Here is a 22,121-nt window from a genome sequence, read left to right as displayed (position 1 = left end):
AGAGCGTCTTTAAAATAATTACTTAGCATAATTATTAACTAATTCAATAACTTCTTCTTGAGTAGCACAGTTAATTGCGCGATCTGCAAGTTCAGTCATTTCATTTTTACTTAAATTATTAATTTGTCTTCTTGCTTTTAAGATTGATGTTGCACTCATAGAGAACTCATCTAATCCTAAACCAAGTAATAATGGGATAGCTGTTGAATCTCCAGCCATTTCACCACACATACCAGTCCATTTTCCTTCTTTATGTGAAGCTTCAATAACTTGCTTAACTAAGCGTAATATTGACGGATTGTATGGTTGGTATAAATAAGAAACACGTTCTGACATACGGTCAGCTGCCATAGTATATTGAATTAAATCATTAGTACCAATACTAAAGAAATCCACTTCTTTAGCAAAAACATCTGCTAATGCAGCTGTTGATGGAATTTCAACCATAATACCTAATTCAATATCATCAGAAACATCATAACCTTCATTTTTAAGGTTTTCTTTTTCTTCTAATAATATTGCTTTAGCTTGGCGGAATTCATTAATTGTTGCAACCATTGGGAACATAATATTTAATTTACCATAAACTGAAGCACGTAATAACGCACGTAATTGTGGTCTAAAGATATCTTGTTGTGCAAGACATAAACGAATCGCTCTATAACCTAAGAATGGATTCATTTCTTCTGGTAAATTTAAATAAGATAATTCTTTATCTCCACCTATATCCAAAGTACGCACAACAACACGTTTACCGTTCATTGCTTCAAGTACTTCTTTATAGGCTTCAAATTGTTCCTCTTCAGTTGGCATTTGGTCTCTACCCATATATAAGAACTCAGTTCTATATAAACCAATACCTTGTGCACCATTTTCAATAACACCTGGTAAGTCATTAGGCGTACCAATATTTGCTGCAAGTTCAGCATGAACACCGTCAACAGTCACTGTATCAGCATCACGCAATTTTTGTAATTCTTTTTTATCTGCAAAGAAACGTTCACGTTTATCTTGGTAAGCGATTAATTCGTCTTCTGTTGGATTGATGATGACATCACCTTCTAATCCATCAACGATAATCATATCACCTTGTTGTACTTCATGAGTAATTGATTTAGTGCCTACAATTGCAGGAATTTCTAAAGAACGACTCATAATTGCTGAGTGACTTGTTCTACCACCAATGTTTGTAGCAAATCCTTGTACGAATTCTTTGTTTAATTGTGCAGTATCAGAAGGTGTTAAATCATTACCTACAATAACAACGCTTTCATCAATCATACTTGGATTTGGAAGCTCAACACCTAAGATATGCGCTAACACACGTTTAGAAACGTCACGAATATCTGCGGCACGTTCTTTCATATATTCGTTATCCATTGATTCGAATATTGTTACAAATTGTGTAGTCACATCTGTCAATGCAGATGCTGCATTAACATTTTCATTTTTAATTTTATCTTGGATTGGTTGAATTAATTCAGGGTCATCTAAAACTAATAAATGTGCATCAAATATAGCAGCTTTATCAGCACCTAGTTGAACCTCTGCATTATTTCTAATCTTAGTTAACTCAACTTTAGAAGCATCAATCGCATTATTAAATTTAGCAACTTCACTTTCTACATCAGTGACTTTTTCATTTTTATCAAAAGTTAAGTCTGGCTCAACTAATAAATAAGCTTTAGCAATTGCAACACCATCTGATGCAGCAATACCTTTAATTAATTTAGACATAATTATTTAGTCAATCCTTCTTTTGATAAGACGTCACTGATTGCTTGAATTGCGTCAGCTTCATCACTTCCGTCAGCGTAAATTGTAATTTCAGCGTCTTTACCTACACCAAGACTCATAACACCCATGATTGATTTTAAGTTAACTTTTTTACCGTTATACTCTAATTGAATATCTGAATCAAATTTTGAAGCTGTTTGAACTAACATTGTTGCTGGTCTAGCGTGAATACCAGTTTCGTCAATAATTACATATGAATTTTGTTCCATAATTACATTTCTCCTTCGTATAGTTAGAATCTTCAATATTATTACAATACTAACTTATTTTATAATTTAACTTTACCAAAACCAAGTCTCAAATTCAATTCGTTTAAAACCGGTTTCAATAAAATTTATAAATCGCAAAGCTATTATAGCACCTACATGACATTTTTAATAACATTTTCGCACTTTTGAATGTGATCTTTTCCAATTTTGTTCATAAAATAATAACTAATTGAAGCTGAAACAGCTTGTCCTACAATTGGAAACCACTTCGTTTGTTTAGCTGCAGTACGTTTAGCAACATCTCTAATGACAACTTTCAATATAGCACTTGAAATTCTTTTACCTATAAATTGACTGCCTTGAATCGCTGCTGCCGACATAATTCTTTCTTTAACATCATCACTTAACTTATTAACTTGTTTATGATCTAAACCATAAATTTTATTTACATCTTCTATAATATCTTTCATCAATTTTAAATCTACACCAAAATCTAAACCTGGTATGGGTACAATACTCATTCCAGATGACAGTAGAGATTTTTTCTTTACTAGTGCTTCTGCTCTGTCACGACGTTGCTGTAATTCTTCTGACGTTACTGGCATACTATTTTTTTCGTTAATTTCTTCTATATTTAAAACTGAATTACCTAATTTATTAGTGAAATTAGTTGCTATTGAATTTTTAAAGCCCATTTTCTAATCACCTTTCTTTTATCAGTAAGATGTTATACCCCAATTATAGACTTTTAAAGCTTAACATCGACAAAAACAGCCTTTAAATATTTTGAAGGTTTGTAATGTGGGTTTGTTTTGAAGTCTTTTGGTAGTCCCATAACTTCAGATATTTGATATTCAACACCAGCATCTTCTAATGTATTTTTAATCGTATTTTTAAATTGTTTCAACGGTAAAACACTTGAATTGGTACAAAGCAATAAAGTTCCTTTAAAAGATAATATACTTAGTGCACCATTGATCAACTTGTCATAATCTTTTTGTACTGAAAATGTGCGTTTCTTACTGCGAGCAAAACTTGGTGGATCAATGACAATTGTGTCATATGAATGATGATGTCGTGCAGCATATTTAAAGAAGTCAAAAGTATCCATAACAAAGATATACTGCGTTTTCGGGTCGATACCATTTAACCCAAAATTTTCCTCTGTTAAGCCACGAGATCTATTTGCTAAATCAACACTCGTTGTTGAACGTGCATTTTGTGCTGCAATAACTGAAAATGCTCCAGTATAACTAAATAAATTTAAAACATTTTTACCATCAGAGTATTGATCTCTTAACTTTTTTCTTACTTCTTTTTGATCTAAAAAGATACCAGTCATTAAACCATCTTCTAAATCAACATTATAAAATGTGAAGTTCTCTTCAATAACAATTGGAAAATCTGGCGCAAGTCCTTCAACAAATCCTCCACTATATTCACTATCTTTAAATCTAATTTTTTCATAAATAGAATCAAAAATGAAAACGGCTCTAATCGCTTCAAGTATCATGTATTTAAATTTATAAATACCTTTTGAATACCATTGGATTAAAAAGTGGCCATTATAGTTGTCAATTGTCAAACCACCTACACCATCACCTTCAGCATTAAATAACCTAAAAGCATTCGTACCATCTATATTGTAATAATATTGTCTTTCCTCTAAAGCATCTTTAAATAATTTTTCGAAAAATTTAATATCAACTTGATCTTGTTTATCATAAGATAATACCCATCCTAAACCTTTATGCTGTCTTCCAACATAAGCAGTAGCAATATATTGTTCTCTTTCTGTGATTAAATGGAATAAGTCTCCTTCTTTTAAATGATCATGCTTATAAATATCGTCTTCTTCTATTAATGGGTAACCATTTAAATATTTTGTTTCTTTACCTTTATTTAATGTTGCTAATTTCATTCGATAACAACCTTTCTTATTCTCTTAATATTGTTTCATCATATAGTATGCGCTAATTTTAACTTACTCTTTGTATTATCATCCGCATTATAATTGACAAACTTTTAACGATTCATAGTCGATTTTAACAAACTACTGAAATAATTGATATGACATAACTACGATTTACTTTTTATTCCAAAATTATTCATTAGTTTTTAACTAAAAAACAAAAAGGTACTATTCCCAATTTAATACATTGAGTAATAGTACCAATTAAATTAATATTTCGTGTTTTCAGGTTTCTCTCTTAATTGTAAAGAGTAAGAAATGATTATCGCTAATAACATAATAAATAATGTTGGTGTAATAAAGACAGATAACAATAATCCATGAATCATAATATTAATAAATTCAGTTAACAATTTAAAGAATAAAATACTACCCATGAATAATTGTAGATAATATAGTTTACCTTTTAAATTGTATGTTAACGTTGTAGCAATATATGCAATAATGATAAAAATTAACAGTAATAACGTTACCCATTCAATGACATATTGTGTTTGAGATAATTCCCAGTCACCAGACAAGAACAATGAATTTCTATTATTAAATTCTAAAAATGTGAATAAGAATAAAACTACTCCACAAATTAATTGAACATATAACGGTTTAACCCATTTAGGTTTTCTCATCCAGTTTGGAATATCATCCTCTTGAATATCTACAATGTTTTTAACTTTTTGTTTAAACTTATCACGTTTAGCTCTGATTTTATCTAAATCGACACTTCTTCTTGTCTTACGAGCATATTCTGTTGTCTTATCTTGGAGTTGTTTCAAATGAATTTTCGTTTGATTTGTCACATTACCTTTACTTGTTCTAGATAATTCTGGCTCTTCTTCACCTAATTCTTGTTTCGTCAATGGTAACGCACGACGTAAGAATAAGAAGTTCCATATTGCCATCTGACCTAGTAACCACATAATAATAAAGAAAGTATTAACACTAAGAATATCTATAGATTCAATTTCATTAGCATCAATTCTACCGTACAAAGCAATTTGAGTAATTAAATAACTTATTCCATAACTTACTATAATCCACATATAATGGCTCTTTATATTATTGCTATTAAGTTCATCTTTATAAACAATGTAACCTATATGGATAGTAAAAGGAATTAAGAAAACTAAAGCAAATACGCCGTATACTTGCGTCATTAAAATTAAAGTAATAATAAAGTACATTATTCCAATAATTAAAAAGAATATGGATATGTCATAGTCATACTTGATTGTTCTAAATAAAGTATGTCCGATTAACATAACTACTATGCCGAATATAATTATCACAATTGCACTAACTATAGGGAAATTCCCTATAAAGCGACTCATTACTTTTATAATTTCACTAAAAAATGCATTTAAAAATTCCCATACATTATGTACGTGTGTGTTTACTTTCTTATCACCATTTAACTGTTTAATTAAAGGTAAGTTTATTAAAATAATGAGACCAGTGAAGAGTGAAACGATACCGATTAAATAGCTAAATATAATTTCGGCGTGTTTCCTAAGAAAAGACATTATGTTCACCTCAAAAATTATTATATATTAATCTACTGTTGTTGTCTTTAAATAAATGTATAAATGAGAGTAAACAAACATAAATTTTATATAAAATTCATGTCGTAATCCCACCCCTGCTAGATTGACTAAATTTGTAAAATATTGGTTTATCAACATTTTACAATCCAAACAGTTACTGCCAAATGTTGAATTGAAATGTGAAATGTTTTGTCCCAAGGTCTAAAAAGTTTATAAATAGCATAACTGGGTAAAATTAAAATGTAAACAATTTATATACTATTGGAGGTACTTATTATGTCAAAAGAAGAACAAGCAAAAAAAGCAGCAGAAAAAGCTAAAGAAGTAGAACAAGATTTAAAAGAACAAAAAGAGAATAAAACAGATGACATGGATCAAACAAAACAAGATATTCAAGATACTTTAAATTAATTAATATTTTTAATCAATAATATACTATTTAGTGTATTGACATTGTTTAACAAACAACTTACAGTAGAGTTAAATAAATAATAGAACGCACTAGGGGTGTTTTTAACTGAGATGAGGCTATTCCTCAAACCCTTCGAACCTGATCTAGCTGAAACTAGCGTAGGAAAGTGTTACCATAATATATAATACGCATATATTGTCACGCACAACTTTCCTATGGATGGTTGTGCGTTTTTTTAGGAGGAAATGATTATGTCAAAAGGTTTAAAACTATCTGAAATTTTAGTCACGGTTATGATTTCAGTAGTATTTGCAATTATTTATAACTTATGGTGGTTTGTTTACAATGGCATTCAAGTCGCTGGATTACATATTGAACAATTGACCAATGGTGTATGGTTTATGGCAGCTATTGTATGTTATTTAATTATTCCTAAACCCGGCATTGCTTTATTAGCAGAATTTGCAGCTGGTGCTGGAGAAACAATTGTTATGGGTCGATTTGATATTCCTACTATTATATATGCACTCATACAAGGTCTTGCTTGTGAACTGATCTTTTTCATTTTTAAATATAAATCACGTTCAGTTATGGTTGCGATGTTAGCAGGATTTTGTACTGCCCTAGCAGCATTCCCAATTGATTACTATTATGGTTACTTAAATGAAGTTGCAGGCTGGAATTTAATTTTATTTATCATATTTAGATTATTAAGTGGTATTTTCGTAGCTGGACTATTATCTTATTTAATAGTAAAGGCTTTAGACCAAACTGGCGTTACAAAATTATTTAGACCAGCATCTAAACAAGATTATGACAACTTATAAGAGGAGTTCTTGAAGTGTTAAAAGTTAGTAATTTACGATTAAAATATCCTAATGGTCAAAAGAAAATTTTTGACGATTTAAATCTTACAATTAAAGACAAAGAAAAATTATTACTATTAGGACCTTCTGGCTCAGGTAAAAGTACTTTGTTAAATGTTTTAAGCGGCATTGTTCCAAATTTAGTTGAATTACCATTAAAATATGATGAATTACATATCACTTCATCTAATGGCATTATTTTTCAAGATCCTGATAACCAATTTTGTATGCCTAAAGTATATGAAGAACTAGCTTTTGTTCTGGAAAATAAGCAAGTACCACGATATGAAATGACTGAACAAATAGAACGTGCATTATCTATGGTTAATTTGGATGTCACGCCTCACACATATATTAAAGACTTAAGTGGTGGTATGAAACAAAAATTAGCTATCGCAGAAACAATCTTACAACAAGCTGAAACTTTGTTCTTAGATGAACCGACTGCTATGTTAGATGATCAAGCTACTCAAGAATTATGGCAAAAATTAATTGACTTATGGCAAGACCAGACGGTTATTATCGTTGAGCATAAAGTGGATTATATCTGGGATGTCGTTGATCGTGCGTTATTAATGGATTATGATGGCAGTATTATTGCTGATGATCAACCACACAATATTTTACAGCATTATGAACATTTGCTTTCACAATTTGGTGTATGGCATCCAAATGCATGGAATGATGCACCTACTAACATATTAAAGACACCAACGCATAAGACTAAACTGTTTAATTTTAGTGATGGACAAGTAATAAGAGGTAAAAAAGCATTATTTCAAGTCGAGCAACTACCAATCTATACACATGAATGGATCGCAATTACTGGTCAAAATGGTAGCGGTAAAACGTCTTTATTAGAATCAATCATGCATTTAATTAAATACAAAGGTAAAATGACGTTCAAAAACCATACACTTCAATCTATTAAAGACGCAGCACAACATATGTTTCTAGTCTATCAGAATCCAGAATTACAATTTATAACAAATTCAGTTTATGAAGAAATAAATATCCAACACAATCATTTAAATGCTGAAGAAAGTAATGACAAAACGACACAATTGTTGCAGCTATTAAAGTTAGAAAGTGTCGCAAATCAACACCCTTTTGAATTATCTATGGGACAAAAAAGACGTCTCAGTGTCGCAACTGCTTTAAGCTCTAATGCAGACATCATCTTTCTTGACGAACCAACTTTTGGCTTAGATAGTCATAATACATTTCAACTAATTAAACTTTTTCAACAACGTGTGAATAAGGGTCAAACTATCGTAATGGTAACACATGATCAGAATATCATTGCACGTTATTCTACTCGACAATTAACTATCGACAATGGTCATTTAATAGACAGCGAGGGTGAATGTCATGTTTGAGCAATGGAAAAAACAGTATCATTTTATTGATGATGTAAATATTATAACTAAACTATTCTTAGGTATTGTATTATTTTTCTTCGTTATTTTTGTACATCATTTTGATTTTATGTTATACATCACAATGTTGATGTTAATCTATTTACTATTATTTAATGGAACCCAATATAAGATTACTATGCTATTTATTACACTAAGTATGGCGTTTGCCATTCTATCGTCTTTATTTATGATTTTATATGGTAAAGGAAGTCATACATTATTGCATATTGGTTTTATTAACATTACGACTGAAAGTTTGATTCGAGGATTACATGTCGCACTGAGAACAATGACGATATCTTTTTATGGCATTTTAATTGCTTTAACATCACAAGTTGTGATGATCTTTTATAGTTTAATGCAACACCTAAAAGTCAAACCTAAAATAGCTTATGCCTTTATGGCTGCTATCAGAATGGTACCAATTATGGTAAGTTCATTAATTCAATTACGTCGTTCATTAAGCATTCGCTATCAAATGATTGATCGCTCTAATTACAGAGGATTCAAAAGAATAAAGCATCTTATCATACCTTTATTAAGTCAAAATATTAGAAAAGCACATCAATTATCAGTCGCAATGGAGTCAAAAGGATTTGAAGATGGTCCACGTACTTACTATTATTATGCCCCATTTTCATATAAAGATATTCTTTTTATTGCACTAACTACAGGTATTATTTTACTAGCCTATGTTGCTGCTCAATATATTCCTATTACAAATATCGGAGATGTTAGATTGGGACGAATAGGCTAATCACAATAATGAGTTCGTAGGTCGTATAGTTCGTTAATCCTCTGCTAAATTATTAGCTCGCTTAAAAACATAAAATTACCGTTCAGCAAACAAAAATTAATAGCCACACCATGTCAATTTCTCTATTGAGAATTAACACGGTGTGGCTATTTACTAATTATTTTAAAGCTTTATTAGCGATGTCATGTCGATAAAATAAATTATCACTATTAATTTTTTCTGCATTTTTATAGGCTTGTTGTTGTGCTTCTTCAACGGTATTGCCATTACCCATAGCTAAAATTACTCTACCGCCAGAAGTAACGAATTTACTATTTTCAGTTGTTAAACCACTAACAAAGAAGTTGTCATTCAATTCAAAACCCGTTACTTCATGTCCCTTTTCATAAGCATCTGGATAACCTTTTGATGCCAACATAACGCCAACATAAGTCTGTGGTTTCCATTCAAATTGAATTGGCGCTTTGTGTTCTAAATCAATGATATGTTGCATTAAATCACTATTCATACGACTTAATAATACTTGTGCTTCTGGATCTCCAAAACGGGCATTAAATTCAATGACTTTAGGACCATCAGTTGTTAGAATAGCACCAATGTATAGTAAACCGAAGAACTGATATCCTTCATCAAACATCGCTTTAGCAATTGGTTGAGCTATCTCTTTATTTGTACGCTTAAGTACATCCTCACTGATATGTGATACAGGACAATATGCACCCATGCCACCAGTGTTAGGCCCCTCATCATTGTCATAAGCACGTTTATGATCTTGAGCAATGCAATCAAATGGTACTGCATAGTCACCATTAACAAATGTCATTAATGAAAATTCTTCTCCTTCTAAAAAGCTTTCAAAGACAATCATTCCTTCTTCATCAGGACCGTACATCTGTTCAATGGCACTTAAAGCCGCTTCACGAGTATCAGCGATAATAACACCTTTACCTGCTGCTAGGCCGTCTTTCTTAATGACAACAGGTAATTCACAAGTTTTAACATAACTTTTAGCATCAGCTTTATTTTGAACTTCTTTATAATCTGCAGTTGGAATATTATATTTTTCCATTAACTTTTTAGCAAATAATTTTGAGCCTTCAATTTGTGCTGCTTGTTGATTAGGTCCAAAGACTTTGATACCTTTGTTTTGTAGTTTGTCAGTTAAACCATCAATGAGTGGTTGTTCAGGACCTATAACTACCCAGTCAATTTTATGTTCTAAGACAAATTGTATGATACGATTATGGTCTGATTCAGCTATTTCTGTATGAATTTCAGCAACAGGTTCCATTGCAGCATTACCAGGTATGACATAAACTTGTTCAACTATTTTAGATTCATTTAATTTATATGCTAGTGCATGTTCACGACCACCAGCTCCAATTACAAGTACTTTCATCATATTAAATCCCCTTTTTAATTAATGCTTGAAATGACGCATACCAGTCATTACCATCGTAATTCCATATTTATTAGCCATATCAATGGATTCTTGATCTTTAATTGAACCGCCAGGCTGAATAATCGCTTTAATACCATGTTGTGCAGCCAGTTCAACCGTATCTCCCATTGGGAAAAAGCCGTCAGAAACTAAGACAACATCATCATTAATTTCAATTGCTCGTTCTAAAGCTATTTTTGCTGCGCCAACTCGATTCATTTGTCCAGCTCCAATACCCACAGTTTGCTTATTATTACTCAAAATAATGGCATTACTTTTTACTGATGGTACCACTTTCCATCCTAACAACATTGCTTCCCATTGCGCTTTCGTCGGTTGCTTATCAGTAACAACAGTCATATCTTCTTTAGTTACTAAGCCATTATCTTTATCTTGAACCAAATAACCACCAGATACCGAAACAAATTCTTCTTCATTATTATCTAGAGTCATGTCAATTGCTAATAATCGTATATTTTTCTTTTGAGTTAAAATATTCAAAGCCTCTGTTGAAAATTGTGGTGCAATCACTACTTCTAAGAATATACTATGTAGCTGCTGTGCAAGCTCAACATTAACCGGTCTATTTAGAGCCACAATTCCTCCAAAAATAGATTGATTATCAGCCTCATAAGCATGTTGAAAAGCCTGTTCTATATTGTCACCAATTCCTACACCACAAGGATTCATATGTTTAACTGCTACTGCTGCTGGTGTTTCAAATTTTTTAACTAATGATAGCGCAGCATCGGCATCTTTAATATTGTTATAGCTTAATTGTTTACCATGTAATTGTTTAGCGCCGGCAATGGTATGTTTGGCATCTGTTGTTCTTACAAAATATGCTGACTGTTGAGGATTTTCACCATATCTTAACGTTTCTTTATCCCCTTTGAAGAAACGTACAATGGCTGCATCATATTCTGCCGTATGTTCAAATACTTTAACCATTAATGACTGTCTAAATTCTTCATTTAAACTGTCATTTTGTAGACGCTTAATCACTTCATTATAATCAGCTGGATGCACTATTGTTGTCACATGTTTATAGTTTTTCGCAGCTGCTCGTAACATCGTAGGTCCGCCAATATCTATATTTTCAATGGCATCTTCTGTTGTAACATCTGGATTGGCTACTGTTTGTTGAAATGGATATAAATTAACTACAACCATATCAATTAAGTCTATCTGTTGTTCATTTAATTGTTCTAAATGTTGAGGTTTATTACGATCAGCTAATATTCCTCCATGTACAGCAGGATGTAGTGTCTTAACTCGACCATCCATTATTTCTGGAAAATGTGTAAGCTCTGACACAGAATGTACTTCTATGTTAGCTTCATCTAAAACACGTTTAGTACCACCAGTTGAATAAAGTTCATAATCTAAGGAAATTAAAGATTTAGCAAATTCAACAATTCCTGCTTTATTTGATACACTTAAAATAGCTTTTTTCATTACTTTAAAACTCCTCTATTTTACAATTTTAGCTATAACATTTGGGTATAAGTTATATTCTAGTTGCTTAACTTTGTCCTCTAAGGTTTCTATCGTATCGTCCGTACTAATATCACATTGTTGTTGTGCAATAATTTCTCCCGTATCCATACCACTATCAACATAATGAACTGTTGAACCTGTAAATTTATCTCCACTATTAAATGCTTGGCCTATTGCGTCAATCCCCTTATATTTCGGCAATAGCGAAGGATGAATATTCAAAATTTTACCTTCATAGGCATTGAGTAACGTGTCACCGATTAGTCTCATGTAACCAGCTAGAATAATCCATTCAACTTGCTCTTGTTGTAATAAATCAACAAGTTTATGTTCATAATGAACTTTTGACTCGAAATCTTTAGGCTCATTAATATGTACCGGTATGTGATGTTTTTCTGCTCTATGAATAGCATAAGCATTAGCCTTATCTACATATAATGCAGTAATCGTTATATCCTTTAATTTTCCTTGTTCTACGTGCTCAACAATATTTTCAAAATTACTTCCCGAACCTGAAGCGAATATGGCAATCTTAACCATTGTTAGACCCCCATTAAGCGTATAGATTCGTTATCTTGAGCAATAACTTGCCCAATGTGATAGGCATCAATACCTTGTTCTTTTAAAATATTTAGTGTGTGATCAACATCTTGTTGCTCAACAATAACTGTATAACCAATCCCCATATTAAACACGTTATACATTTCATTCGTTTCTATATTGCCTTGTTGTTGTAACCATTCAAATATTTTAGGTGTTGGAAAACTTGTTACATCAATTTCAGCTGTGACAGTTTCTGGTAATGCTCTAGGTATATTTTCATAAAATCCACCACCAGTAATATGTGTCATAGCTTTAATATCTACTTGTTTTGTCAAAGCTAATATTGGCTTAACATATAATCTTGTAGGTTCAAGTATTACATCTAAAAATGATCTGCCTTCAAAATCAGAATTCAAATCTATATTGGAGTCTTTAATTATCTTTCTAACTAAACTGAAACCATTTGAATGTATCCCACTAGATGCTAAACCGATAATTGCTTGTCCAACTTTAACTTTAGAACCATCAATATATTGATCTTTCTCCACGGCGCCCACTGCAAATCCAGCAACGTCATATTCCCCTTCATGATACATGTCGCCCATTTCTGCAGTTTCACCACCGATTAAGGCAGTATTAGTTTGTTCGCAGCCATCACTTACACCCTTAACAATTTGTTCTATAATTTCTGGAACAACTTTATGCGTTGCAATATAATCTAAAAAGTACAGTGGTTCTGCACCCGTAGTTAAAATATCATTGACACACATCGCCACTGCATCAATTCCAATTGTGTCATGTTTATCATTATCAATTGCTAGTTTCAGTTTAGTACCTACACCATCTGTGCCTGATACTAAAACGGGCGCAGTCATATTTAATTGTGATAAATCAAAAGTTGCACCAAATCCCCCTAATCCACCAATAACTTCTTTTCTCATAGTACGTTTAACATGGCTTGACATTCTTTCAACCGCTTCGTATCCTGCATGTATATTTACACCTGATTGTTCATATGCTTTAGACATTTAAATTTCCCTCGCTATCGAAATAATGTTTATTATTAGCAATATATTGCTGTTGTCGTTCACTTAAATGCTTTTTGTAATTATTTTCATAATCGTACAATCCTGCAGGATAATCACCTGTAAAACTTTCTACACATAAACCATTATATGGTGCATCATAATCAAGTCCTATAGATTCAATAAGACCATCAATACTTAAATAAGCTAAAGAATCTGCGCCAATATAATCCTTGATTTCTTCTGGTGATTTACTAGCAGAAATTAATTCTGCAGTTGTTGATACATCAATACCATAAAAACTTGGAAACATAAATTCTGGAGATGCAATTCTGACATGTACTTGATTCGCCCCAGAATCTTTTAACATTTTGACAATTCTTTTAATTGTTGTACCTCTAACAATTGAATCATCAACTAAAATAATATTTTGACCATCCACTATATCTCTCACTGCAGATAACTTAACTCTTACACCTTGTTCTCGTAATTCTTGTGTGGGTTGGATAAATGTTCGAGCAACATATTGATTTTTCACTAATCCCATTTCATAAGGTAAGCCAAGTTGTTCGGCATAACCACTAGCTGCTGATAATGATGAATTTGGAACGCCTATAACCATATCAGCATCCACAGGGCTCTCTTCAGCTAGTTTTTTACCAGACGCCTTACGTACAGCATGAACATTTTTCCCAGCAATAGTTGAATCCGGGCGTGCAAAGTAAATGTATTCCATAGCTGAAATTGCAGTCGTTGTATGATGTGTGTAGGATTGAACCCTAATCCCTTCGTCATTAATTACTACATATTCTCCTGCATGAATATCTTGAACATACTCAGCACCGAGAACATCAATTGCGCATGTTTCACTGGCAATAATATACGTATTATCTTTCATTTTGCCAACAACTAGTGGTCTAATCGCATTAGGATCTACTGCACCATATAGTGCATCTTTAGTTAAAATTGCAAATGTAAATCCACCTTTAACAATACGTAAACTTTCTTTTAGTGCTTCTTCAAACGTAGGTGCTTTACTTCTTCTAATTAAATGCATAATCACTTCTGTATCTGAAGATGAATGAAATATTGCCCCCTGCTTTTCTAAATTTCGACGTAATGATTGAGCATTAATTAAATTTCCATTGTGACAAATACCAACACTCATATCATAAAAGTGATATAAAAATGGTTGAATATTTTCTATGCCTTTGTTACCTGAAGTGGCATAACGTACATGTCCAATGGCATGTTGATAACCTTTTAATTGTTCCATTTGCTGATCTTTAATCGCTTCAGTTAATAAACCTAATCCACGTTCACCTTTTAAAGTGTTATGATCGGAAACTACTATACCAGCACCTTCTTGCCCACGATGTTGCAAACTATGCAACCCCATGTACGTTAGCTGTGCTGCTTCTGGATGGTTCCATATACCAAACACACCACATTCTTCGTTTAATCCTGAGTAGTTAAGCATTTAGTAATTGCTCCTTCCCAAAGCATTTTAATATCAGACACTGATTCACTTAGCGTTGTATGAGGTGTTGTCACTTTAAAATGATCACTATCTGTAAGCTTACCAATTTCAAGTGCATGTTCAATATTTAACGATTGATCACCTTTTACGATTACAATGTAACGCCCTTGTGTTTCACTGAATAATTGTGCATCTGAAAGGTCAATGTTGACATTTAGGCCAATACCATAATGAGCGCTAATTTTAGCAAGAGATATTAATAATCCACCTTTTCCAACTGTTTGAACATGAGATGCTTGACCTTGTCTTATTGCGTTTTTGACTGCTTCTCCGCGTGCAACTTCATCACTTAAATCAAGTGCTTCAAATTCATGATTCACTTTATGGTAAAGTAATTTTTCTAATTGACTTCCACCAAAATCATTTCGAGTATCACCTACGACATATACTTTATCGCCTACTTGTGGTTCAAAGTCTTCCAAGAATGAAATGTCTTCAATTAATCCCACCATTCCAACAACTGGTGTTGGGAATATTGATGTCCCTTTTGTTTCGTTATACAGAGATACATTTCCTGATACCACTGGTGTTTTTAAGATTTCACAAGCTTCTGACATACCTTTAGTTGAATCGATTAATTGTTGATATATTTCTTTCTTTTCAGGTGAACCGTAATTCAAGCAATCTGTCATTGCAAGTGGTGTTGCACCTACAGCAATTAAATTTCTGTATGCTTCAGCGACAACCATCTTGCCACCTTCATATGGATTATTAAAAACATATCTAGCTTCTCCATCAATTGTTGAAGCAATAGCTTTATTAGTTCCTTCCACTCTAACAACAGATGATTGTAATCCTGGCTTAATTATTGTGTTAGCACCTACTTGTTGATCATATTGATCGTATAAATGATGTTTAGATGCGATTGTTGGATGTTGTAATAATTTAAAGAACACATCTTTAACATCAACTTCGCTGTAATCATTTTTAGACGTATTATATTCTTTTTGGTGGCCTTCTAAAACATAAACAGGTGCTTCATCAGCTAGTGGTTCAACTGGTATATCAGCATAAACTTCGTCATCATATGTTAAAACAAAACGATTAGTATCAGTTACTTCTCCTATTACTGCACTATCTAATTCATGTTTATCAAATAAATCTAGAAACTTTTGCTCTGTTCCTTTTTCTACTACTAATAACATTCTTTCTTGAGTTTCTGACAGCATCATTTCATAAGGAGAGATACCTGGCTCTCTTGTAGGTACTTGATCTAAACGTAAAATTAAACCGCTACCACCTTTCGCTGCCATTTCAGATGATGATGAAGTTAATCCTGCTGCACCCATATCTTGAATTCCAACCAATTCATCATATGTAATTGCTTCAAGCGTTGCTTCCATTAATTTCTTACCAACAAAAGGATCACCAATCTGAACTGATGGTCGTTTACTTTCACTCTCTTCAGTTAACTCTTCTGAGGCAAAAGTTGCACCATGGATACCATCTCGGCCTGTCTTTAAACCTACATAAATAACGGAATTACCTATACCTTTAGCAGTACCTTTTTGAATCATATCGTGATCAATTACCCCGACACACATTGCATTTACTAATGGATTACCATCATAACGTTCATCAAATTCAATTTCTCCAGCAGTTGTTGGAATACCAATACAGTTACCATAACCTCCGATACCACTAACAACACCTTTTAATAATCGTTGGTTTTGTTTAACATCTAATTCACCAAATCTCAAACTATTTAATAAGTTAATAGGTCTTGCACCAATTGATACAATATCTCTAATAATACCGCCAACGCCAGTAGCTGCACCTTGATAAGGTTCAATTGCCGAAGGATGATTGTGTGATTCTACTTTGAACACGACAGCTTGATTATCTCCAATATCAACTACTCCAGCACCTTCACCAGGCCCCATTAATACATGTTCTCCAGTTGTTGGAAATTGTTTTAAAAATGGTTTTGAATGTTTATATGAACAATGTTCACTCCACATAACTGAGAAGATTCCAACCTCTGTAAAGTTTGGTTCTCTACCAAGAATGTCACAAACTTTATTATATTCAGCATCACTTAATCCCATATCTTGATATAGCTTTTCAACTTTAATCTCTTCAACACTTGGCTCAATAAATTTAGACATGTTGTTCCCTCCAACTTTTAACCATGGCTTCAAATAATTTAATACCATCATCGGTACCTAATAGTTTTTCCAGTGCACGTTCTGGATGTGGCATCATTCCACAGACGTTACCTTCTTTATTCACAATTCCAGCAATATCATCATATGAACCATTCGGATTATTCACATATTTAAGAATAATTTGATTATTTTCTTTAAGACTATGATATATATCCTCAGTGCAATAATAATGTCCTTCTCCATGTGCTATTGGGTAAACGACTTTTTCGTTTTGTTCATATAAGTTAGTAAATGCAGTGTCATTATTAACTACTTCAAGTTCTTCGTTACGACTTATAAATAAATGAGAATCATTATGCAATAACGCTCCTGGTAATAGGCCAATCTCTGTTAAAATTTGGAAACCATTACATACACCTAGTACTGGTTTACCTTCTGCTGCCAAACGTTTTACTTCATTTATAATAGGTGCTACGCTCGCCATAGCTCCTGATCTTAAATAATCGCCAAATGAAAAGCCACCTGGAATAAGTACACCATCAAATCCTTGTAATGATGTTTCGCGATAATCCACATATTCCGCTTCAACACCTGTTTTTAGTGCGGCATTTAACATATCTCTGTCACAATTAGATCCCGGAAAAACAAGAACTGCAAATTTCATATTATGCATTCTCCTTATCTTCAATCACTTTGTAGCTATATTCTTCTATGACTGTATTCGCAAATAATTTTTCACTTAAGGTTGTAATAATGTTATGAACTTTATCGTCACTTGCTTCATCAACTGTCATATACAATACTTTACCGACACGAATATCATTTACTTGAGAATAACCTAGATCGTGAACTGCTCTATTTAATGCTTGCCCTTGTGTATCTAATACTTGTGGTTGTAATGTGATATGTAATTCAATTGTTTTCATTATTTTAAATCCTCCAGTTTAGTTAAAAAAGTTTGGTATGTTTCTATTAAAGAACCTGTATCATTTCTATATACATCTTTATCAAAATTTGTATCTGAATATTTATCCCAAATACGGCATGTGTCTGGGGAAATTTCATCTGCTAATAAAATACTACCATCAGAAGTTCTACCAAATTCTATTTTAAAATCTACAAGTCTTAATTCCATTTCTGCCATTAAATTAATGAGTACATCATTAATCTTTAAAGCCATTGCTTTTAAAGTTTGAATCTCTTGATCGTTAGCAATATTTAATAATTTAATATGGTCATCAGTGATAAGTGGGTCGTTTAAGTCATCATTTTTATAGAAAAATTCAACTAAAGGTTGTTTAAATTCCTCACCTTTAGTAAAACCAAGTCGTTGAGTTATTGAACCACATGCAATATTTCTAACTACTACTTCTAATGGAATAATTTCAACTTTTTCAACTAATTGTTCTGTGTTAGATAATTGTTTAATAAAATGACTTTTAATTCCTTTGTCTTTTAAATAAACAAATATTATAGAAGTAATTTGATTATTTAATTGTCCTTTACCTGCCATAGCATCTTTTTTAGCACCATTGCCTGCTGTTACTTCATCTTTATATTCCACTAGTAATTCATTATTAATGTCTGTAGCATAAATCCTTTTAGCTTTACCTTCATATAATAGCGTCATTAATTAGTCTCTCCCTTTGAACTTGTCATACATCAGTTGCTCAGTTTCATTAACATCATCTGTCAAAATTGTCATATGCCCCATTTTACGATTAGCTTTTCGTTCTGACTTACCATAAATATGGACATGCCATTCTGGATGGTCTCCAAACTCATGTTCTAGTAGGTCTAAATCTTTACCAAGCAAGTTCATCATTACTGCTGGTTTAAGTATGTCTACTTTATGTGGTAGCGATTGTCCAGTTACAGCTAAAATGTGTGTATCAAATTGCGAATAATCACATGCTTCAATTGAATAGTGTCCTGAGTTATGTGGTCTTGGTGCTATTTCGTTAACATACAAATTATCTTCACTATCAATGAAAAATTCGACTGTGAATGTGCCAACAAAATGGATTGCTTTGATAATTTTATCCACTTCATGCCTTGCTGCTAATTCTTTATCTGTCCTAGCTGGTACAATGGTTTTAAATAATATTTGATTGCGATGTTCATTTTCTTGTAATGGGAAATAAGTAATTTGTTGATGATTGCCAATTGAAACAGTAAGCGAAACTTCTTTAGATATAGATAGATATTTTTCGGCAACACATTCTTGCTTAGCAATTAATTCATATACATCATTTAATTGATCTTCACCATTTACTAAAATTTGGCCTTTGCCATCATAGCCACCGAACCGAGTTTTAACAATAAATGGAAAACCTAGTTTTGTTTTGACTTCTTCTATATCTTTTGAATCTTTTACTTCTATAAAAGGAACGATTTGGGTACCTGCTTGTAATAATGTTTGTTTTTCAGTGAGTCTATCTTGCAACAATTGAATCGCTTGATACCCTTGAGGAATATGATATTTTTTAGTTAATCGTTGTAACTGTTCTGCTGAAATATTTTCAAACTCATAAGTGATAACATCTGATTGTTCACCTAGTTGATTAAGTGCTTGTTCATCATCATAATTGGCATGAATGAATTGATGTGCAACATATCGGCATGGACAGTCTTCACTTGGATCTAATACGATAACCTTATAGCCCATCTTTTGTGCAGATTGAGCCATCATCTTTCCAAGTTGTCCACCACCAATGATTCCAATAGTTGATCCAAAGCTAAGTTTATTGAAGATCATTTTGCATTTCCTCCACTTTTTGGATTAAAGTTTTTTCGTAATTTTCCAATTTTCCTGCTAATAATTGGTCGTTAATACTTAGTATTCTTGCTGCCAGTATTCCAGCATTTTTAGCTCCTGCTTTACCTATAGCTGTTGTTGCAACCGGTATACCACCTGGCATCTGAACAATTGATAATAAAGAGTCTAATCCTTTTAAGCTTTTAGATTCTATTGGTACGCCAATAACTGGCAACGTCGTCATTGATGCCACCATACCAGGTAAATGTGCTGCTCCACCGGCACCTGCTATAATCACATCGATATTATTTTGTACTGCCTCACTGGCGAATTGCACCATCAAATGTGGCGTACGATGAGCCGATACAACCTTTTTTTCGTACGGAATTGCGAAATAATCTAACATGGTACAGGCTTCTTGCATGATATCCCAATCTGATGAACTACCCATAATGACTGCTACTTTCACATTGTACACCCTTTCAAAAGTTTGAATTGTGATTAACTTTAGTTGTATATTATAGATATAGCATAACAAGCAATTTATGCTTTTTCAATCAAAAATCGAACTTTAATTTTAATTTTTGATTTAATTTACGTCTTTTGCTATAAAAAGTTGTACCAAATACTAGTAACGTTAGGTTATGAAACAATAGGAGGAGAAATTTTTATGGTTGCTAAAATTTTAGACGGAAAACAAATTGCCAAAGAATACAGACAAGGTTTACAAGAACAAGTTGAAGCACTTAAAGTACAAGGCTATACACCAAAATTATCTGTTATTCTTGTTGGCAATGATGGGGCTAGTCAAAGTTATGTGAGATCCAAAAAGAAAGCTGCTGAAAAAATAGGTATGATTTCTGAAATTGTACATTTAGATGAAAATACAAGTGAAGAAGAAGTGTTAAATGAATTACATCGATTAAATAATGATGATTCTGTAAGTGGCATATTAGTACAAGTTCCCCTACCAAAACAGGTTAGTGAACAGAAAGTGCTAGAAACAATTAATCCAGATAAAGATGTAGATGGCTTCCATCCTACTAATATTGGAAAATTATATATTGATGAACAAACTTTTGTACCTTGTACACCTTTAGGTATTATGGAAATATTAAAACATGCTGATATAGATTTATCAGGTAAAAATGCGGTTGTTATTGGTAGAAGTCATATTGTTGGTCAACCAGTATCTAAATTATTATTACAGCAAAATGCAACAGTAACAATTTTACATTCTCGTTCCGTAGATATGAAATCTCATTTAAAAAATGCTGATATTATTGTTAGTGCCGTTGGTAAACCAGGACTTGTTACAAAAGAAGACGTTAAAGATGGTGCTGTTATTATCGATGTCGGTAATACTCCAGATGAAAACGGAAAATTAAAAGGCGATGTAGAATATGAAGATGTTAAAGAAATCGCAGGAGCAATTACACCTGTTCCTGGAGGTGTTGGACCTTTAACAATTACTATGGTACTTAATAATACTTTACTTGCAGAAAAAATGCGTCGTGGTATTAAGTAATACGTTAAAACAAAATTAAGATAATAATGATAAAGCTCAATAACGTTTAGCAATGTTTGATAAATGTTATTGAGCTTTTTTATCTTTACATTGAGATAAATCAACAACTCTTAAAGTCTGGAACAAATATTTCACACTTAAATTCAAGCATTTGGCACTAACTGTCTGCTTTGTAAAATGTTGATAAATCAAAATTTTTACAAAGCTAATTAATCATATTGTGATGGGATTATGAAATACATGTTATATAAAATGTATTCGTAAATGCTCATCTTATAAATTAATATAAAATCTATACATGAATTTTTGATGACGAGTCCCACCCACTATGACGATTTAAATGAACTACTTCCTCAATATTATATTTTTATATCGTCACCTTCTCTTTATTCATCTTTTCTATCATAAAATTATATTAGTAATGTCATTTTTAAAGTTCAAAACAGCTATCTTCATTATACTAATTGATTAAACATTACTTTATTTAATTATTATTACTAAATATAAAAGCTAACAATATTTAACGTATGATAGTGCATTTTAAAATGTTGGCATTTTAATAAAAGTCACATAATTTACAAATTATTAATTTTTATCAGAAAATAATTAAAATAAATATTTAAATTTTACTTTTAATAAGGTAACATTAGGACTATAGTATGATGCATGAATAAAACAAGTTAAGGTATAGTAATGTTAACAG

21 protein-coding genes and 1 riboswitch are annotated in these 22,121 nt (G+C 32.2%); of the genes, 5 read left to right on the top strand and 16 right to left on the bottom strand.

Translation table 11 applies throughout. The features are described from left to right. Positions 1-18: 18 nt before the first annotated feature. From ptsP to auxA, 5 genes are all read right to left on the bottom strand, one after another. Entirely contained in the window at positions 19-1,737 is a 1,719-nt protein-coding gene (gene ptsP, locus CD113_RS04235) for a phosphoenolpyruvate--protein phosphotransferase (protein ID WP_002465251.1), read from the bottom strand. Between the two features lie 2 nt (positions 1,738-1,739). Then, positions 1,740-2,006 carry a phosphocarrier protein HPr gene (locus tag CD113_RS04230; RefSeq protein WP_002465252.1) on the bottom strand — a complete coding sequence of 89 codons (267 nt, stop codon included), beginning with the start codon at positions 2,004-2,006 and terminating at the stop codon, positions 1,740-1,742. Positions 2,007-2,158: 152 nt separating this feature from the next. After that, positions 2,159-2,701 (bottom strand): DUF697 domain-containing protein, encoded by a 543-nt coding sequence (locus CD113_RS04225; protein WP_002465253.1) that lies wholly within the window; start codon positions 2,699-2,701, stop codon positions 2,159-2,161. Between the two features lie 53 nt (positions 2,702-2,754). Beyond that, the gene (locus CD113_RS04220; RefSeq protein ID WP_095092641.1) at positions 2,755-3,927 is read right to left on the bottom strand and encodes a class I SAM-dependent rRNA methyltransferase; all 1,173 of its coding nucleotides are present in this window, start codon (positions 3,925-3,927) and stop codon (positions 2,755-2,757) included. A gap of 260 nt (positions 3,928-4,187) precedes the next feature. Next, positions 4,188-5,498, bottom strand: coding sequence for a lipoteichoic acid stability factor AuxA (gene auxA, locus CD113_RS04215; protein WP_002462699.1), 1,311 nt, complete (start codon positions 5,496-5,498; stop codon positions 4,188-4,190). Between the two features lie 297 nt (positions 5,499-5,795). On the opposite strand from auxA, the gene graF reads away from it, so the two are divergent. From graF to CD113_RS04195, 4 genes are all read left to right on the top strand, one after another. Beyond that, positions 5,796-5,930 carry a glycopeptide resistance-associated protein GraF gene (graF, locus tag CD113_RS04210; protein WP_002462698.1) on the top strand — a complete coding sequence of 45 codons (135 nt, stop codon included), beginning with the start codon at positions 5,796-5,798 and terminating at the stop codon, positions 5,928-5,930. Between the two features lie 82 nt (positions 5,931-6,012). Further along, positions 6,013-6,113: riboswitch (TPP riboswitch) on the top strand. 69 nt (positions 6,114-6,182) lie between these two features. Further along, on the top strand, positions 6,183-6,758 hold the full coding sequence (locus CD113_RS04205) for an ECF transporter S component (protein WP_002462697.1): 576 nt from the start codon (positions 6,183-6,185) through the stop codon (positions 6,756-6,758). 14 nt (positions 6,759-6,772) lie between these two features. Then, entirely contained in the window at positions 6,773-8,176 is a 1,404-nt protein-coding gene (locus CD113_RS04200; protein WP_002462696.1) for an ABC transporter ATP-binding protein, read from the top strand. Further along, entirely contained in the window at positions 8,169-8,975 is an 807-nt protein-coding gene (locus CD113_RS04195; protein WP_002462695.1) for an energy-coupling factor transporter transmembrane component T family protein, read from the top strand. The genes CD113_RS04200 and CD113_RS04195 overlap by 8 nt, the downstream gene beginning before the upstream one ends. Positions 8,976-9,132: 157 nt before the next feature. Here the strand turns inward: CD113_RS04195 and purD are convergent, their stop codons facing one another. The 11 genes from purD to purE are packed head-to-tail and all read right to left on the bottom strand — an operon-like array spanning position 9,133 to position 20,359. Further along, entirely contained in the window at positions 9,133-10,374 is a 1,242-nt protein-coding gene (purD, locus tag CD113_RS04190; RefSeq protein WP_002462694.1) for a phosphoribosylamine--glycine ligase, read from the bottom strand. Between the two features lie 21 nt (positions 10,375-10,395). Then, on the bottom strand, positions 10,396-11,874 hold the full coding sequence (gene purH, locus CD113_RS04185; RefSeq protein ID WP_002462693.1) for a bifunctional phosphoribosylaminoimidazolecarboxamide formyltransferase/IMP cyclohydrolase: 1,479 nt from the start codon (positions 11,872-11,874) through the stop codon (positions 10,396-10,398). Positions 11,875-11,889: 15 nt separating this feature from the next. Next, positions 11,890-12,456, bottom strand: coding sequence for a phosphoribosylglycinamide formyltransferase (gene purN, locus CD113_RS04180; protein ID WP_002462692.1), 567 nt, complete (start codon positions 12,454-12,456; stop codon positions 11,890-11,892). A gap of 2 nt (positions 12,457-12,458) precedes the next feature. Then, on the bottom strand, positions 12,459-13,487 hold the full coding sequence (gene purM / locus CD113_RS04175) for a phosphoribosylformylglycinamidine cyclo-ligase (RefSeq protein ID WP_002462691.1): 1,029 nt from the start codon (positions 13,485-13,487) through the stop codon (positions 12,459-12,461). Continuing rightward, positions 13,480-14,964: an amidophosphoribosyltransferase gene (gene purF / locus CD113_RS04170; RefSeq protein ID WP_002462690.1), complete on the bottom strand. Its 1,485-nt coding sequence runs from the start codon at positions 14,962-14,964 to the stop codon at positions 13,480-13,482. Before purF ends, purM begins: the two co-directional genes overlap by 8 nt. Next, positions 14,943-17,132, bottom strand: coding sequence for a phosphoribosylformylglycinamidine synthase subunit PurL (purL, locus tag CD113_RS04165; protein WP_002462689.1), 2,190 nt, complete (start codon positions 17,130-17,132; stop codon positions 14,943-14,945). Before purL ends, purF begins: the two co-directional genes overlap by 22 nt. Then, positions 17,125-17,796 carry a phosphoribosylformylglycinamidine synthase subunit PurQ gene (gene purQ, locus CD113_RS04160; RefSeq protein WP_002462688.1) on the bottom strand — a complete coding sequence of 224 codons (672 nt, stop codon included), beginning with the start codon at positions 17,794-17,796 and terminating at the stop codon, positions 17,125-17,127. Before purQ ends, purL begins: the two co-directional genes overlap by 8 nt. Position 17,797: 1 nt before the next feature. Then, complete coding sequence (gene purS / locus CD113_RS04155; protein ID WP_002462687.1) at positions 17,798-18,058, bottom strand: phosphoribosylformylglycinamidine synthase subunit PurS; 261 nt, start codon at positions 18,056-18,058, stop codon at positions 17,798-17,800. Then, a complete protein-coding gene (gene purC / locus CD113_RS04150; RefSeq protein ID WP_002462686.1) occupies positions 18,058-18,762 on the bottom strand; it encodes a phosphoribosylaminoimidazolesuccinocarboxamide synthase in 705 nt (234 codons plus the stop codon). Before purC ends, purS begins: the two co-directional genes overlap by 1 nt. A 3-nt stretch (positions 18,763-18,765) precedes the next feature. Then, positions 18,766-19,890, bottom strand: coding sequence for a 5-(carboxyamino)imidazole ribonucleotide synthase (purK, locus tag CD113_RS04145; RefSeq protein ID WP_002462685.1), 1,125 nt, complete (start codon positions 19,888-19,890; stop codon positions 18,766-18,768). Next, the gene (purE, locus tag CD113_RS04140) at positions 19,877-20,359 is read right to left on the bottom strand and encodes a 5-(carboxyamino)imidazole ribonucleotide mutase (protein ID WP_002462684.1); all 483 of its coding nucleotides are present in this window, start codon (positions 20,357-20,359) and stop codon (positions 19,877-19,879) included. The genes purK and purE overlap by 14 nt, the downstream gene beginning before the upstream one ends. A gap of 201 nt (positions 20,360-20,560) precedes the next feature. Between purE and folD the strand changes: the two genes are divergently transcribed. Beyond that, on the top strand, positions 20,561-21,418 hold the full coding sequence (gene folD / locus CD113_RS04135) for a bifunctional methylenetetrahydrofolate dehydrogenase/methenyltetrahydrofolate cyclohydrolase FolD (RefSeq protein ID WP_002462683.1): 858 nt from the start codon (positions 20,561-20,563) through the stop codon (positions 21,416-21,418). Positions 21,419-22,121: the final 703 nt, after the last annotated feature.

Source organism: Staphylococcus simiae (assembly GCF_002902085.1).
GTDB classification, from domain to species: domain Bacteria; phylum Bacillota; class Bacilli; order Staphylococcales; family Staphylococcaceae; genus Staphylococcus; species Staphylococcus simiae.
Note: the sequence above shows the minus strand (reverse complement) of the source record. Positions and strands in the feature narration are given on the sequence as shown.